The sequence below is a fragment of the Kitasatospora terrestris genome (assembly GCF_039542905.1).
GTDB lineage: Bacteria > Actinomycetota > Actinomycetes > Streptomycetales > Streptomycetaceae > Kitasatospora > Kitasatospora terrestris.
Window position 1 is genome coordinate 799,927 of sequence record NZ_BAABIS010000001.1, and the last position, 14,924, is coordinate 814,850.

Genomic DNA, 14,924 nt, shown 5'->3' on the forward strand with positions numbered 1-14,924 from the left:
CGCCCCCGTTTCCTGGCCGAACGGGCACAGAAGCGGCCTCAGCCCAAACCTGATCGCCCGGTATCAGAAAGAGTGGCACTCAACGCCATCGCTAGCAGTACCTCAGCGACTGTTGAGATGCGCCGGAGTGGTTGGAACCAAGTAGACTTCTCAATGCGACTATGCGTCAACAGATATCCCTTGATATTACTCTCCGTGAGGAGCTGGACAGATTCATAATGCAGGCCCAGGCCAGCAGTCGAACGAACCCTGAATCGACAACATATACAGTCAATCCATGCCGGTGGCTAACGCCCCGCAGCCTGAGGCCGTGGACGATTCAACAGCTTAGGCGCGTCGCGCCTGTCCACGCATGCAAGCGTATGATGGAAGATCCAGGTCAGGAAAGTCGAGATTGGCGGGGGCGCTATGACCATCTGGACTGATTTCGGATTTGTTAGCTGCCCATATACTACCGACCCCATCTCCGCCACCGCGCAAGGGGATAGCCTCCTAGTCGGGCGAGAACAGGAGATAAATAAGCTAATTTCCCGCCTTCAGTCATCCCCGCGCCATACGACGGTTGAAGGCAAATTTGGCGTCGGGAAAACTAGCTTAATTTCTGTTGCCGGTTTTCGCTTGCAGCAATCCTTCCAAAAGGGTGAGTCAAATTTTGGTCCACTAATTCCATTGGGTGAGCCTTTTCAGGTCTCCCCGGAAGCAACCTTGGAATCATTTCAGAGGGATCTTTTCTATAGGGTTGCCGAAGCATTTAGAGTGCACGGTGCCAGGCTTGATGCAACCGGACGAAGAGTTCCTAAACAGAAGGATGTGGACCGGTGGCTCCATGAGCCCATATTCCACATGCGGAGTGCAGGATTTTCGACGCCACTGGGCGGCCTTTCTGCCGGAAGATCTAGGTCGCCGAACGCCACTGCGGCATACTACGACTTCGGATTTCCGAGGGCTATGAAAGCGTCACTGGAGAGCTGCTTCCCGTCCCCTGCCTATGGCGGATTTATTGCAGTGGTCGACAATCTGGAACTCATGCGGACGTCTCAGAGTGTCCGAGACTTGCTCGAACTAATGCGGGATACAGTGTTTTCTCAGAAGGGAATCCGCTGGATTTTGTGTGGCGGGCCGGGAGTCTTCCGGACCGCCGCGGCAACTCCAAGGTTGGCCGACCATCTGGCGGACCCGATTCAGGTTGACCCGATCCCCGACGAGCTAATGCCAGAGGTCGTGAGTCGGAGAATTGAGCACTACAGGATCAAAAATAGGCCAGCCCCCGTAATTCCAGTAGGGGCGGGCGGATTTTGGTATTTGTATGATTTGGTGAATAGGAATTTGCGAACCGCCCTGAGCCTGGCGGACGATTTCTCTGAGTGGCTGCATTGGCAATTTGGTGCAGATTCGAGCAAGAGTGAAGACCTTGAACTGCTCGAGGTGTGGCTGGCGGAGACCGCGGATAAATGTCATGCGGCCGCCCAGGAGTGGATAGATGCGCGAGAATGGATAATATTCGACACCCTGGCCGTGCATGGTGGCATCTGCCGCCCTAGTAGCGACTATGATGATTTTGGATTCCATTCGCCCGATGCAATGCGATCGTCTATTAGGATGCTGAAGGATGCGAACCTTGTAACTCACGAGAAAGATGAGATGAACAAGCGCCGAAAGATTGTCGCAATGACTCCTTCAGGATGGCTCGTAGCGTATGCGCGGACGGGGTATTCATTGCCAGGTGAGTACGCTTCCCTGAAGTGAAAGTTCCTGCTTCCTCGCGGGCGGTCGAGCGCTTTTGGCCGGTGTCCACCCGACCAGGGCGCCCAGCCTGCGACGCACCGGATCGATGTCCGTCTCATCGTGCTGCACGGTCCCGGACCCCCTGGTCGTCCGCTCGGATGGTCCCCGCGACGGCGCAGGCGGCGCGGACGAAGGCGGCGACGGCCGGTGAGCGGGCGTCCTGGGGCCACGCCACGGCGAGGGTGGCGTCCGGGAGGTCGCCGACCGGGCGGTAGGCGACGCCGGGCCGCGGGTAGCGGCGGGCGACCGAGGCCGGTGCGAAGAACACGACGCCGCCCGTCTCGACGAGGCTGAAGATCTCCGACAGGTTCGACGCGGGCCGCGCCGCCCCGGGGCGACGGGCGTGCTCGCCGGAGCGGCCCCGGTCGGCCGGGGCGCCGTCGGGGAGCGTGCGGCCGGCCAGGTCGTCCAGGCGCAGCTCGGTCCGAGCGGCGAGCGGATCGGCGGCGGCCAGGGCGACCAGGACCGGCTCGGTCAGCAGCGGCTCGCTGTCCAGGCCGCGGCCGTCGAAGGGGCACAGGACGAGTGCCACGTCGGCGAGTCCGTCGCGCAGGGTCCGGGCCTGCTCGCCGAACCCGCCGAGGACCAGCTCGGGCGGCAGGGACGCCTCGTCGGCTCCGTAGGCGTCCAGGATCCGCGGCAGCAGCCCGCCGTCGACATCGGCCTTGAGCGCGACCCGCAGCCGCGGCGACGCCCTGCCCGCCTCCCGGGCCCGGTGGGCGGCGGCGGCCACCGCCTCCAGTGCCGTCCGGGCGTCGCGCAGCAGGACCTCCCCGGCCGCGGTGAGCCGCACCTGCCGGGTGGTCCGCTCGAACAGGGCCACCCCGAGCTGCCGCTCGACGTCCCGGATCGTGCGGGAGAGCGGGGGCTGCGCCATGCCCAGCCGCGCGGCGGCGCGTCCGAAGTGCAGTTCCTCCGCGACCGCGACGAAGTACCGCAGCTGCCGCACCTCCAGGTCATTCATATCCCCAGGGTATCAATGGCGACCGGGACCGTCCTTCACCTGCGCCGTTGTGCCCGGTTGACTCGAAGGCGAGCGGCGGCGCCCCACCGGGCCTGCGCAATCGACACCACGCGTCCGCGGAGGACTTCATGATCGTCATCACCACGCCCACCGGCGACATCGGCGCCCGACTCGTCGACCGCCTCCTGGACAGCGGCGAGTCCCTCCGGGTGGTCGTCCGCGACCCCGCCCGGCTGCCCGCGCACGTACGCGCCCGCGCCGAGGTCGTGCCGGGCTCCCACGGCGCCCCCGACACGATCGCGAAGGCGCTCGCAGGCGCCGACCGGATGTTCTGGCTCGTCCCCCCGGCCGGATTCCACGACGCCGCCGACGCCCGGCGCCACTACCTGGACTTCACCCGGCCCGCCTGCCGCGAAGCCGCGAGCCGGGGCGTGCGGATCGTGGGCGTGACCTCGCTGGGCCACGGCTACCCGGGCCGGGCCGGGCTGCTCTCCGCCGCGCTGGCCATGGACGAACTGATCGGGGCGAGCGGTGCTCCCTACCGGGCGCTGGCCCTCCCGTTCTTCATGGAGAACCTGCTCCACCAGGCCGCCGCGATCACCGAACAGGGCACCCTCTCCCTGGCCAACGCCGCGGACCGGCCGCTGCCGACCGTCGCCACCCGCGACGTCGCCGCCGCCGCGGCCGCGCTCCTCCTCGACACCACCTGGAGCGGCCGGGCCCGCGTCCCGTTCACCGGCCCCGACGAGCTCACCCCCGACGCCATGGCCGAGGTCATCTCCGACACCCTGGGCCGCACCGTCCGCTACCGGCAGCTCCCGCTCGCCGACCTCCGCGCCACGATGCTGCGACGCGGCGCGAGCCCGGCCCTGGTCCAGGACATGGCCGACATGGTCGAGGCGCAGAACAACGGCATCTACGACGCCGAACCCCGTGACCCGGGCACCGCCGGCGCCACCGGCTTCCGCCGGTGGTGCGAGCAGAACCTCACGCCGACCGCCCGGTCCTGACGCCGCCTGCGGTCACCACGGGACGACGCCGTCGTCCTCGAAGAAGCAGCCGGTCGGGCCGCCGTCGGGGAGGGTGGCGAGCCGGATCGGGGTGGCCGCGCCCTGGGCGGCGGTGCGGGATCCGAAGAAGCCGGTGAAGTCGGTCGCGACCAGGCCCGGACAGGCCGCGTTGATGAGGACGCCGGTGCCGGCGAACTGCCGGGCGTACTGCAGGGTCAGGGCGTTGAGGAAGGACTTCGACGGCGCGTAGGCCGCCATGACGGGGCCGACCTCGACGTCCGGGTCCGCCTGCCGGGCCAGGGAGCCGACACTGCTGGAGACATTGACGATGCGCGGCGAGGCCGAGCGCCGCAGCAGCGGCAGCATCGCGTTGGTCACCCGGACGACGCCCAGGACGTTGGTGTCCACGACGGTGCGGACCACGTCCAGGTCGAGCGCCGTCGGCTCCTGCAGCCATCCCGGGCCCATCCCGCCCGGGATGCCGGCGTTGTTGACCAGGGCGTCCAGGCGCCCGGCCAGCCGATCGACCAGGTCCGCGGCGGCGGTGACGCTGCGGTCGTCGGTGACGTCCAGGGGGACGCCGAACGCGTCCACGCCGTCGGCGCGCAGCTTCTCGACGGCGGCCTCGCGTCGGGTCGCATCGCGGGCTCCCACTCCGACGCGGTAGCCGAGGCGGCCCAGTCCGGCCGCGATCTCGTAGCCGATGCCCTTGTTCGCGCCGGTCACCAGCGCGGTCTTCGTTTCGCTCATGACGATGATGCTGGCCGGTGGGCGGGTGGTGCGGCCAACACCGGTTCGGTGCCCTGTCATACCCGGCGGGTATCACGGCGTATGCTGCGGACCGTGGACACCCTGGAGACCCGCGAGTTGAGGTACTTCGTCGCCGTGGCCGAGGAGTTGCACTTCGGACGCGCCGCCGAGCGCCTCGGCATGGCCCAGCCGCCGCTCTCGCGGGCGATCCAGCAGCTCGAACGGCGCCTCGGGGTCTGCCTGTTGGAACGCAACCGCCGCGGTGTCCGGCTGACCGGCGCCGGGGAGGTGCTGCTGCAGGAGGGACGGGCGGCCCTCGACGCGGCCGCTGCCGCCGTCCGCCGCACCCGGCGCGCCGGGGGTGCCGACCACCCCGGCGGCCCCCGCGAGCGGCTGGTGCTCGCGGTGAAGGCCGCCGCGTCGCACGAACTGCTGCGCAAGCTGCTCGACGCCTACGCGGCCGAACCCGACAGCGCCGAGGTCGAGGTGCTGCTGTGCGGCATGTGCGAGCAGGAGGAGCTGCTGCGCGACGGACGCGCCGACGTCGCGCTGATGCACACGCCGTGGAACTCCCTCGCCGGATTCGACAGCGAGGCGCTCACGACCGAGGGGCAGGTCGCCCTCCTGCCGGCCGGGCACCCGCTGGCCGCCCGCGCGGCCCTGTCCCTGGCCGACGTCAGGGACGTCCCCGATCTGCCGCTCGCCCGCTGGCCCAACCGCGGCACCTACGCGCCCGGCCCGGGCCCCGAGATCCACAACCAGACGCAACTGGCCCAGCTGATCGCCCTCGGCCGCACGGTGGCGGTCGTCCCCGACTCCGCCCGTTCCTGGCTGTGGGCCGAGCACGCGGCCGTCCCCCTGACCGATGCGCCCCCCGTCGTGACCCACATCGCCTGGCCCGCGCACAGCCGCTCCCTTGCCCTGGCCGCCCTGGTCCGCACGGCCACCCGACTGTGACCGCCCCCCTGCCCCACCGGCCACCGCCCCGGAACAGCTCGAACACCGGCGGAAGAGGAGCGACAGGCGCAGCATGATGGCTCCATGACCGCACCCAGCTCAGTCGAACGGCTCGCCACTCACGTCCGGACGGTCCTCGGTGACGGACCGTTCGCTCCGGCCGGGCGCTGGAGCCACATGGGTGCGGTGATCTGCGACGCGAGCTTCCACGCGCGGCGCACGTACGCGTCACAGATCCGGCCGCGGCTCCTGGAGCTCCGGTCCGCATGGCCCGACGCCGCCACCGTCCGCGGCTTCCAAGCCCGGATCGCCACGGAGGACCTGGCCGCCGCGATGACGTTCCACAGCCCCCGCCGGGTCGCCACGGCCCACGGCACCACCGAACTGCTCGCCGCCAACGGCGTCGACACCCGCGAGGACCTGCACGCGTGGCTCGGCGAGCCGGCCAACCGGGCCGCGCTGCGGAGGGTCAAGGGCGTGGGGCCGAAGACCGTCGACTACATCGGCAACCTCGTCGGCCGCTCGCACGTCGCCGTCGACGTCCACCTCCGGACGTTCGCCGCCGGGGCCGGTGTCCCGGAGCTCGGGTACGAGGAGCTGCGAGCCGTCTGCGAGGAGGCCGCCGCCGTTCTTGGTCACGACCGCGGCGGACTGGAGCACGCCGTCTGGCGTTTCACGTCGCGGGCTGCCTGAGCCCGCTGTTCGAGGCCAGCCGCGGCCTCCTCGATCGCGCGCAGGATTGCGCCGGGCGCGCGCAGCGGCGGGAGGTGGTCGCCCCCGGGAGGGCCGCTCGGCGGGGCGACCGGGCGTGCGAGGCTGGGGCGGTGAATGACGATCTCTCGGCCCTGATGCGGCGCGCCGCCGGTCACCAGCGCCGGTTCGACGAGCGCTTCGCGGCGTACTTCGACTCGTTGGCCGGCCGCCGGGGCGGCCTGGACCTCCCGCCGTACGGCGCGTTCCCCGCGCGGGCGCTCGACCTGGTGCGGGAGCTGGCGCTGCGCGGTGGGAAGCGGCTGCGGGTGGTGGTGCTGCACGAGGCGGCGGCGCTGGTGACCGGCGAGGAGGTGGCCGGGCTGGACGAGGCGGCGATCGCCATCGAGTTGCTGCACGCGCACGGCCTGATCCACGACGACATCATCGACGACTCGCCGGTGCGCCGGGGCGGCCCTTCGACGTACTACGCCTACCGCCACGAGTTCCCGGACCGTCCGGACACCGCACTGGCGCTCGCCGTCCTGGCGGGCGACCTGGCCGCGTTCCTGTCGATGCGCGTCCTGCTGACCGGTGGCCTGCCGCCGGCGCTCGCGGTGGCCCTGGCGGCGGTGCACGCGGACGTGGGGGCGAGCACGGTCGCCGGGCAGGTGCTGGACCTGGAACGGGACTTCCGTCCGGCCCCCGACCTCCCGCTGCTGCACGCGGTCACCGAGTACAAGTCCAGCCGGTACTCGGTGCTGGCGCCGCTGCGGATGGGCCTGCTCGCCGCCGGCGCCGATCCCGCCCCGCACGACGGCGGGTTGAGCGCGTACGCCACGGCGCTGGGCATCGCCAACCAGATCCACGACGACTGGCTCGACCTGTTCGGCGATCCGGGGTCCATCGGCAAGTCGGCCGGGTCCGACATCCGTTCCGGGCGGCACAGTTACGTGGTCCGCGCGCTGCTGGCCGCCGTCGACGCGGGCGAGCGCAGGGTGCTGGACTCCGCCCTCGGGGACCCGGACTGCGACGACGACACCCTCGACCGCGTCCGCGAGATCGCGCGGGCGCACGGCGTCGACGCGGCGCTGCGCGCCGAGGCCGGCCGCCACGCACGCGAGGCGGCGGCCGTCGCCGGCGGCTGGCGGGGGCACTGGCGCGCGGAGGCCGTGGCGTTCTTCGAGCACCTCCCGACCTGGACCGTCGCACGCGACCGGTAGTACCGGCCTCCGGAACACCGAGCTCCAGAGCACCGACGTCCGGCCGTGGACCCGGGCTGCTGCCCCCGGTCCACGGCCGTTCCTGTGCCGCCGCGCCGTTTTCACAACGTTGGAAACCGTGGACACGCAGGCATCTCAGCAGGACACCCCGACCTTGTCCAGACCTCTCGCAGGAATCCGTCCCCGCGCTGCGACGCATGCGCAGATTGCCGCTGTTCAAAGCCAGTTGACGGCTCTTCAATTCGCCCGGCCGGGATGCGCGAGTTCTTGACAGCCTCTCGGCGGATGCCCCACAGTCCCTCTGCAACGTTGGAAACCGACGGGTAGCGCCGGCGCTCCCCTTCGTCCTCCCCCGCAGACAATCCCCCGCAGTCAAGGATGTGATCGGGCGTATGAACCCCACCCAGCGCGCCAAGTCCGCTGTCGCCGCGCTGCTCGTCGCCGGGCTGTGCGTGTCGGCGTCCGCGTGCACCAACCAGGGCAACGGCACGGCGTCCGGGCGCAGCCCGGGGGCCGGCGACAACAGTGCGGCGGCCCAGCAGGTCGTGTCTCCGTCGGCCGGTGCGAGCGGCCCCGGTTGCACCGCGGACGCCTACGGTGCGCCGAAGCTGAACCTGACCGACGGCAAGACCGTGGTGGGGTTCTCGCAGTCGGAGTCGACCAGCAATCCGTTCCGCGCGGCGGAGACCGCGAGCATCGAGGCGGAGGCGAAGAGGCTCGGCGTGAAGCTGATCGAGCGCAACGCGAACGCCGACGTCAACGCGCAGAACGCGCAGATCCAGGACATGATCGCGCAGGGCGCGCAGGTGCTGATCGTGGCGCCGGAGAACTCGGACGGCCTGGGCCCGGCGCTGGCGGCGGCGAAGGCGAAGAAGATTCCGGTGCTGACCATCGACCGGACGGTGACGGGCGCGGCGTGCAGCGATTTCGTCGCGTTCATCGGCTCGAACTTCTACGGGCAGGCGCAGATCGCCGCCGACGACCTGGCGGCCGCCACCGGCGGTCAGGCGCACGTGGCGATCCTGCAGGGCACGCCGGGCAACAACGTGTCGGCGGACCGCACGAAGGGCTTCACCGACCAGGTCGCCGCGAAGTACCCGAACCTGCAGGTGGTGGCCTCGCAGACGGCGAACTTCGACCAGACCGAGGGTCAGAAGGTGATGGAGCAGCTGCTCCAGGCGCACCCGGACATCACCGCGGTGTACGCCGAGAACGACGGCATGGCGCTGGGGGCGATCCAGGCGATGCGTTCGGCGGGCAGGACGCCCGGCAAGGACATCAGGATCGTCTCCATCGACGGCATCCGGCAGGCGGTGCAGGGCGTGGTGGACGGGCAGCTGGTGGCGGACATCGAGACCAATCCGCGGTTCGGCCCGCTGGCGTTCCAGTCGTTGCAGGACTTCTACGGCTCCGCCGGCGTCCAGCCGAAGGTGATCATCAAGGACGGCCACTTCACCGCGGAGAACGCCCGGCAGGCGCTCGCCCAGGGCCTCGTGTACTGATCCCGCCCCCACCGGCCCCGTCGTCGGGGACGGCGCGTGGCAGCGCGCAGCCCCGGCGGCGGACCACCCCGGACCCCTCACCACCGGTAGGAGGAGCAGACCCATGGCCCAGGCCGAACCGGCCGTCCCGGCCGGGCAGCAGAGCGCGGCCGCCGGCCCCGTTCTGGCGGCGACCGGGATCGACAAGAGCTTCGCGGGCGTCCACGCCCTGCACGGCGTCGGGCTGACGCTGCGGCCCGGCCGGGTGCACGCCCTGGTCGGCGAGAACGGCGCCGGCAAGTCCACCCTGATCAAGGTCCTCACCGGCGTCCACCAGCCGGACGGCGGGCGGATCGAACTGGCCGGTCGGGAAAGGAACTTCCGCACCCCGCTGGAGGCGCAGCGGGCCGGGATCTCGACCGTCCACCAGGAGGTGAACTTGGTCCCGATGATGTCGGTGGCCCGCAACCTCTTCCTCGGTCGCGAGCCGCGCCGCCGCGGCCTGCTGGACGTCCGCCGCATGGAGCGGGAGGCGGCGCAGCTGCTGGTCCGGTACGGCGTGGACACCGACGTCACCCGGCCGCTGCGCGAACTGGGCCTCGGCGCCCAGCAGATGGTGGCCCTGGCCCGCGCGGTGCGGGTGGACGCCCGGGTCGTCATCATGGACGAGCCGACGTCCTCGCTGGAGCCGCGCGAGGTGGACACCCTGTTCGCGGTGGTCCGCGACCTCACCGCGCAGGGCATCGCGGTGGTGTACGTCAGCCACCGGATGGACGAGCTGTACGCGATCTGCGACGACGTCACCGTGCTGCGCGACGGCCGGGTGGTGCACAGCGGCGCGCTCGCCGGGCTGGCCCGGCTCGACCTGGTGGCGATGATGCTCGGCCGGGAGCTCGGCGCGGCCCGCGACCGCACCGCCCGTGCCCGTGACGGACGCCGCGGCCACCCGAACGACGGCCACCCGGACGACGGCCCGCCGGCCCTGCGCGCCCGCGACCTGGCGGTCCGGCACAAGGTGCACGGTGTCGGCTTCGACGTGCACCGGGGCGAGGTGCTGGGCCTGGGCGGCCTGCTCGGCTCGGGGCGCAGCGAGACCGCGAAGGCGGTGGTCGGCGCGCTCGGCGCGGACGCCGGCCGGGTGGAGGTGGACGGTCGGGTGCTGGCCCGACGCAGCCCGGCGGCCGCGATCCGGGCGGGTGTGGTGCTGCTGCCGGAGGACCGCAAGGCGGAGGGGATCGTCCCGGGCCTGTCGGTGCGGGAGAACATCGTGCTGGCCGCGCTGCCCCGGCTGTCCCGGGCGGGCATCGTCTCGCGGGCCCGGCAGGACGAGATCGTCGACCGGTTCGTCGCGCGGCTGCGGATCAAGGCGGCGAGCCCGGACCAGAAGGTCGCCGACCTGTCCGGCGGCAACCAGCAGAAGGTGCTGCTGGCCCGTTGGCTCTGCCTCGGCCCGAAGGTGCTGCTGCTGGACGAGCCGACCCGTGGCATCGACGTCGGTGCCCGCGCGGAGGTGCAGGCCCTGATCGACGAGCTCGCGGCGGACGGCCTCGGCGTGCTGCTGGTCTCCTCCGACGCGGAGGAGCTGATCGCCGGCGCGGACCGCGTGCTGGTGCTCAAGGACGGCGTGGTGGTCGACGAGCTGACCGGCGACAACGTCAGCGCCGACGGCCTGCTCGACGCCCTCGCCCACGAACCGCCGGCCGTCCGGGAGGACCCGGACGGCACCGACGACCCGAACCCGAACCCCACCCCGAACGGAGCGATCCGATGAGCGCCCCGGTCCTCGCGGGCACCCTGCGCCGCCGCGGTCCCGCCCCGCACCTGCTGCGGCGCTACGGCGTGTACGCGGCGCTGGCCGTGCTGTTCCTGGCCGCCGTGGTGCTGGACACCGGCTTCCTGTCCGCCGGGAACGTCCGGATCCAGCTGTTCCAGGTCGCGCCGACGCTGCTGGTCGCGCTCGGCATGGCGCTGGTGATCGGCACCGAGGGCGTCGACCTGTCGGTGGGCGCGGTGATCGCGCTGGCCGCCGCGGTCGTCCCGCTGTACATCGGCTGGGGCCTGCCGGTCGCGCTGCTGGTCGCCGTCGCGCTCGGCGCGGTCAGCGGGCTGGCGGGCGGCGCGATGGTGGCGTTCACCCGGGTGCAGCCGATCGTGGCGACGCTCGCCCTGATGATCGGTGTGCGCGGCGTCGCCTCGCTGATCAACGGCGCCTCCGCCAAGCCGGTCACCGACCCGGCGCTGCTCTCGCTCGGCTCGGACGCGTTCGCAGGCGTGCCGCTGACCGCGTGGCTGGCCGCCGGGTGCGTGGCGCTGACCGCCGTGCTGGTGCACCGCACCACCTTCGGCCGGCAGCTGGTGGCGATCGGCGACAACCGGCGGGCCGCCCGGCTGGCCGGGCTGCCGGTGCGCCGCGTGCTGCTGACGGTCTACCTGCTCTCCGGGGTGCTCGCCGCGCTGGCCGGCGCGGTGATCGTCGGGCACGGCGCGGAGGCGGACCCCGCCAACCAGGGCCGCAACGTCGAACTCGACGCGATCACCGCCGTGGTGGTCGGCGGCACCCCGCTGGCGGGCGGCAGCGTCCGGGTGCTGGGGACCGTCGCCGGGGCGCTGTTCATGCAGCTGATCACCGCCGTGCTCACCCAGCACGACGTGCACGGCTCCATCACCAAGATCGTCGAAGCGGCCGTCATCTGCTTCGCCGTGTACGCCTCCCAGGAGCGTGGTACCCGATGAGCACGTCCTCCCCCGCCGCCGCCCGGGCCTCGCGCCGCGGTGCGCGGCCAAGCGGCGAGACCGCCTCCGAGCGGCTCGCCGGCCGGATCCAGCGGCACGGCGCGCTCAGCGTCCTCGCCCTGGTGGTGCTGCCGGCCGCGGTCTTCTCGCCCGGTTTCGCCGGGGCGGACAACCTCGGCGCCGTCCTCGGCAACAACGCCTTCGTCTGGCTGCTCGCCCTCGGGCTGACCTTCGTCATCCTCACCGGCGGCATCGACCTGTCGGTCGGCTCGATGTACGCGCTCGGCGGGGTCCTGGCCGCGTGGGCCGCGCAGCACCACGGGACCTGGGCCGCCCTGCTGGTGCCGCTGGTGGTCGGCGCCGCGTGGGGCTGCGTGCACGGGCTGCTGGTCGCCCGGGCCGGCATGGCGCCGTTCATCGTGACGCTCGCCGGTCTGCTCGGTGCCCGCGGCCTGCTGCAGGTGATCACCGACGAGGGCACCACCACGTACCTGGTCCCGCGCGACTCGGCGTTCCGCTCGCTCGGCGAGGGCACCTGGACGCCGGTGCTGATCGCCGCCGTCCTGTTCGGGCTCGGGGCGCTGCTGCTCGCCCGCACCCGGTTCGGCGCCACCACCACCGCCGTCGGCGGCAACGAGCACGCCGCCCGGCTGATGGGCCTGCCCGTCGCCCGGACCAAGACCCTGGTGTACGTGCTGTCCGCGACGCTGGCCAGTGCGGCCGGCGCGCTCGGCAGCGCCCGGCTCGGCTCGGGCGTCACCACCGTCGGCGTCGGCTACGAACTCACCGCCATCGCCTCGGTGGTGATCGGCGGCACCCTGCTGACCGGCGGCAGCGGCTCGGTCGGCGGCACCGTCGCGGGCGTCCTGCTGCTGTCGGTGATCCACAACCTGATCGACCGGTCCGCCTCGCAGTTCGGCTCCGCCGTCACCGACACCGTCAACGGCGGCTTCCTCGCCGCCGTCGTCCTCGCCCAGGCGCTGCTCCACCGAGGGCGCCAGGACGAGTGAGCACCACCGCACCGGGCGGGCCGCGACCCGCCGCCGACCAGGACGGAACCGAGCCGAGGGAGACCAGGGCCGTGGGCGTGAGCCTCAAGGACGTCGCGATGCGGGCCGGGGTGTCCGTCAAGACCGTCTCCAACGTGGTCAACGACTACCCGCACGTCAGACCCGACACCCGCGACCGCGTCCAGCGCGCCATCGACGAACTCGGCTACCGTCCCAACGCCACCGCCCGCCACCTGCGGACCGGTCGCAGCGGCATCATCGCGCTCGCCGTCCCGGAGCTCGGCAACCCGTACTTCGCGGACCTGGCCGCCGCCGTCATCGACGCGGCCGCGCACCACGCCCACACCGTCCTGCTCGACCACACCGCCGGGCTGCGCACCAAGGAGACCCTGGTCTCCCTCGGCTTCCGCTCCCACCTGATCGACGGGCTGATCCTCAGCCCCATCCACCTGGAGAACGACGACCTGCTGCGCCGCCGGGCCGGGCCGCCGCTGGTCCTGCTCGGCGAGCGCGAGTACGACGCCCCGTTCGACCACATCGCGATCGACAACGTGGCCGCCGCCCGGCTCGCCGTCCGCCACCTGATCGGCCTCGGCCGGCGCCGGATCGCCTTCGTCGGCGCCCGCCGCGACAGCCGCCGGCAACCCGCCCACCTGCGGCTGCGCGGCTGGCGGGAGGAGCTCCTCGCCACCGGCCGGACCCCGAGGGAGGACCTGGTGGTCGCCACCGACGGCTACGACCGCCTGGACGGCGCCGTGGCCATGACCCGCCTGCTCGACCTGCCCGAACCGCCCGACGCGGTGTTCGCCTACAACGACCTGGTCGCCCTCGGCGCGCTGCGCGTCCTCGCCGAGCGCGGCGTGCGGGTGCCCGAGGAGATCGCCGTGGTCGGGTTCGACGACATCGAGGACGGCCGCTACGGCGCCGTCACCCTCACCACCATCGCCCCCGACAAGGCCGCCATCGCCCGGCTCGCCGTCGACTGCCTGATCACCAGGATCGAGGCCGCCACCGACCCCGTCCCGCCCCGGCCGCGCCGCATCCTGCCCAGCCACACCCTGGTCGTCCGCGAGTCCACCGCCGGCCGCGCCTGAAACCCGGCCCTGCCCGGGACCCGGCCGCCCCTGGCAGCCGGCCGCCCCTGGCACCCGTCCACCCGTCTCCCTGGCGGGCCGTCACCGTCGAAGGACCCCCGTTGCCGCTCCCGTCCGTCACCCGCAGCCCGTTCGGCACCCTGCCCGACGGCACCCCCGTCGCCCGCTGGACGCTCGACGCCGGCACCGGCGTCCGCGCCGAGGTGCTGGAGCTGGGCGGCGTCCTGCACCGCCTCGACGTGCCCGACCCCGAGGGCCGGACCGCGACCGTCGTCCTCGGCCACGACAGCCTGGACGGCTACACCGCCGACACCGCCTACCTCGGCGCGCTGATCGGCCGCTACGCCAACCGCATCGCCCACGGCCGCTTCGAGCTCGACGGCACGGCCCACCGCGTCCCCGCCAACGACCGCGGCCACGCCCTGCACGGCGGACCCGACGGCTTCCACCGCCGCACCTGGCGGGCCACCGCCGCGTCCGGCCGCACCGGCGCCGCGCTCCGCCTCGACCTGCACAGCCCCGACGGCGACATGGGCTTCCCCGGCGCCCTGCACGTCACCGCCGTCTACACCCTGGAACGCTCCGGCACCCTGCGGCTGGACTGGACCGCCCGCACCGACCGGCCCACCCCGGTCAACCTCACCCACCACGCCTACTTCAACCTCGCCGGCCCCGACCGCACCGACGTGCTCGACCACCGCCTCGCCGTCGACGCCGACGCGTACCTGCCCGTGGACGCCGCCGCGATCCCGCTCGGGGCGCCCGTGCCCACCGTCGGCACCCCCTTCGACCTGCGCGTCCCCCAGCGGCTCGGCGAACGCCTCGCCCACCCCGACCCCCAGCTGCGCCGGGCCGGCGGCTACGACCACTGCTTCGTCCTCGCCCCGCCGCCCGCACCCGGCGCGCTGCGCCGCGCCGCCCGCCTGCGCGACCCCGCCAGCCGGCGCCGGATGGAGGTGTGGACCACCGAGCCCGGCCTGCAGGTCTACACCGGCAACGGCCTCGACGGCGCCCCGCACCCGCGGCACGCCGGGGTGTGCCTGGAGGCCCAGCACTTCCCCGACGCGCCCAACCGGCCCGGCTACCCCGACACCGTGCTGCGCCCCGGCCCCCCGCGGCGCAGCACCACCGAGTTCCGCTTCCCGCACCTGACCGCGCCGCGCGGGGAGCGGTCGTGACCGGCCGGGAAACGGTCGTGACCGCCCGGGGAGCGGTCACGGGCAGGCC

General features: G+C 72.4%; 13 protein-coding genes. 11 read left to right on the plus strand and 2 right to left on the minus strand.

Annotated features, from left to right (window positions below; translation table 11 throughout):
* Window positions 1–408: 408 nt before the first annotated feature.
* Window positions 409–1,746, plus strand: coding sequence for a hypothetical protein (locus ABEB06_RS03960; RefSeq protein ID WP_345695365.1), 1,338 nt, complete (start codon window positions 409–411; stop codon window positions 1,744–1,746).
* A 94-nt stretch (window positions 1,747–1,840) separates the two neighbouring features.
* Here the strand turns inward: ABEB06_RS03960 and ABEB06_RS03965 are convergent, their stop codons facing one another.
* A complete protein-coding gene (locus ABEB06_RS03965; RefSeq protein WP_345695366.1) occupies window positions 1,841–2,749 on the minus strand; it encodes a LysR family transcriptional regulator in 909 nt (302 codons plus the stop codon).
* A gap of 128 nt (window positions 2,750–2,877) precedes the next feature.
* Between ABEB06_RS03965 and ABEB06_RS03970 the strand changes: the two genes are divergently transcribed.
* Window positions 2,878–3,759, plus strand: a complete 882-nt coding sequence (locus ABEB06_RS03970; protein ID WP_345695367.1) for an NmrA family NAD(P)-binding protein — start codon at window positions 2,878–2,880, stop codon at window positions 3,757–3,759.
* A gap of 12 nt (window positions 3,760–3,771) precedes the next feature.
* Here ABEB06_RS03970 and ABEB06_RS03975 read toward each other — a convergent pair whose 3' ends face one another.
* The gene (locus ABEB06_RS03975) at window positions 3,772–4,509 is read right to left on the minus strand and encodes an SDR family oxidoreductase (protein WP_345695368.1); all 738 of its coding nucleotides are present in this window, start codon (window positions 4,507–4,509) and stop codon (window positions 3,772–3,774) included.
* A gap of 93 nt (window positions 4,510–4,602) precedes the next feature.
* Between ABEB06_RS03975 and ABEB06_RS03980 the strand changes: the two genes are divergently transcribed.
* The 9 genes from ABEB06_RS03980 to ABEB06_RS04020 all read left to right on the plus strand — a co-directional run bounded on the left by ABEB06_RS03980 (window position 4,603) and on the right by ABEB06_RS04020 (window position 14,875).
* Entirely contained in the window at window positions 4,603–5,466 is an 864-nt protein-coding gene (locus tag ABEB06_RS03980; RefSeq protein ID WP_345695369.1) for a LysR family transcriptional regulator, read from the plus strand.
* Between the two features lie 84 nt (window positions 5,467–5,550).
* On the plus strand, window positions 5,551–6,159 hold the full coding sequence (locus ABEB06_RS03985) for an HhH-GDP family DNA glycosylase (protein ID WP_345695370.1): 609 nt from the start codon (window positions 5,551–5,553) through the stop codon (window positions 6,157–6,159).
* Between the two features lie 155 nt (window positions 6,160–6,314).
* Window positions 6,315–7,379, plus strand: a complete 1,065-nt coding sequence (locus ABEB06_RS03990; protein ID WP_345701731.1) for a polyprenyl synthetase family protein — start codon at window positions 6,315–6,317, stop codon at window positions 7,377–7,379.
* A gap of 392 nt (window positions 7,380–7,771) precedes the next feature.
* Complete coding sequence (locus tag ABEB06_RS03995; protein WP_345695371.1) at window positions 7,772–8,881, plus strand: ABC transporter substrate-binding protein; 1,110 nt, start codon at window positions 7,772–7,774, stop codon at window positions 8,879–8,881.
* 103 nt (window positions 8,882–8,984) lie between these two features.
* A complete protein-coding gene (locus ABEB06_RS04000; protein ID WP_345695372.1) occupies window positions 8,985–10,631 on the plus strand; it encodes a sugar ABC transporter ATP-binding protein in 1,647 nt (548 codons plus the stop codon).
* The gene (locus ABEB06_RS04005; RefSeq protein ID WP_345695373.1) at window positions 10,628–11,593 is read left to right on the plus strand and encodes an ABC transporter permease; all 966 of its coding nucleotides are present in this window, start codon (window positions 10,628–10,630) and stop codon (window positions 11,591–11,593) included. Before ABEB06_RS04000 ends, ABEB06_RS04005 begins: the two co-directional genes overlap by 4 nt.
* A complete protein-coding gene (locus tag ABEB06_RS04010; RefSeq protein WP_345695374.1) occupies window positions 11,590–12,603 on the plus strand; it encodes an ABC transporter permease in 1,014 nt (337 codons plus the stop codon). Before ABEB06_RS04005 ends, ABEB06_RS04010 begins: the two co-directional genes overlap by 4 nt.
* A 71-nt stretch (window positions 12,604–12,674) precedes the next feature.
* Complete coding sequence (locus ABEB06_RS04015) at window positions 12,675–13,697, plus strand: LacI family DNA-binding transcriptional regulator (protein ID WP_345701732.1); 1,023 nt, start codon at window positions 12,675–12,677, stop codon at window positions 13,695–13,697.
* 101 nt (window positions 13,698–13,798) lie between these two features.
* A complete protein-coding gene (locus tag ABEB06_RS04020; protein WP_345695375.1) occupies window positions 13,799–14,875 on the plus strand; it encodes an aldose epimerase family protein in 1,077 nt (358 codons plus the stop codon).
* Window positions 14,876–14,924: the final 49 nt, after the last annotated feature.

Excerpts from the sequence above, each read along its gene's own strand:
- ABEB06_RS03960 (WP_345695365.1), top strand. The coding sequence starts at position 409 with ATGACCATCTGGACTGATTTCGGATTTGTTAGCTGCCCATATACTACC.
- ABEB06_RS03985 (WP_345695370.1), top strand. The coding sequence starts at position 5,551 with ATGACCGCACCCAGCTCAGTCGAACGGCTCGCCACTCACGTCCGGACG.
- ABEB06_RS04000 (WP_345695372.1), top strand. The coding sequence starts at position 8,985 with ATGGCCCAGGCCGAACCGGCCGTCCCGGCCGGGCAGCAGAGCGCGGCC.
- ABEB06_RS03990 (WP_345701731.1), top strand. The coding sequence starts at position 6,315 with ATGCGGCGCGCCGCCGGTCACCAGCGCCGGTTCGACGAGCGCTTCGCG.
- ABEB06_RS04010 (WP_345695374.1), top strand. The coding sequence starts at position 11,590 with ATGAGCACGTCCTCCCCCGCCGCCGCCCGGGCCTCGCGCCGCGGTGCG.
- ABEB06_RS03975 (WP_345695368.1), bottom strand. The coding sequence starts at position 4,509 with ATGAGCGAAACGAAGACCGCGCTGGTGACCGGCGCGAACAAGGGCATC.
- ABEB06_RS03970 (WP_345695367.1), top strand. The coding sequence starts at position 2,878 with ATGATCGTCATCACCACGCCCACCGGCGACATCGGCGCCCGACTCGTC.
- ABEB06_RS04005 (WP_345695373.1), top strand. The coding sequence starts at position 10,628 with ATGAGCGCCCCGGTCCTCGCGGGCACCCTGCGCCGCCGCGGTCCCGCC.
- ABEB06_RS03995 (WP_345695371.1), top strand. The coding sequence starts at position 7,772 with ATGAACCCCACCCAGCGCGCCAAGTCCGCTGTCGCCGCGCTGCTCGTC.
- ABEB06_RS03965 (WP_345695366.1), bottom strand. The coding sequence starts at position 2,749 with ATGAATGACCTGGAGGTGCGGCAGCTGCGGTACTTCGTCGCGGTCGCG.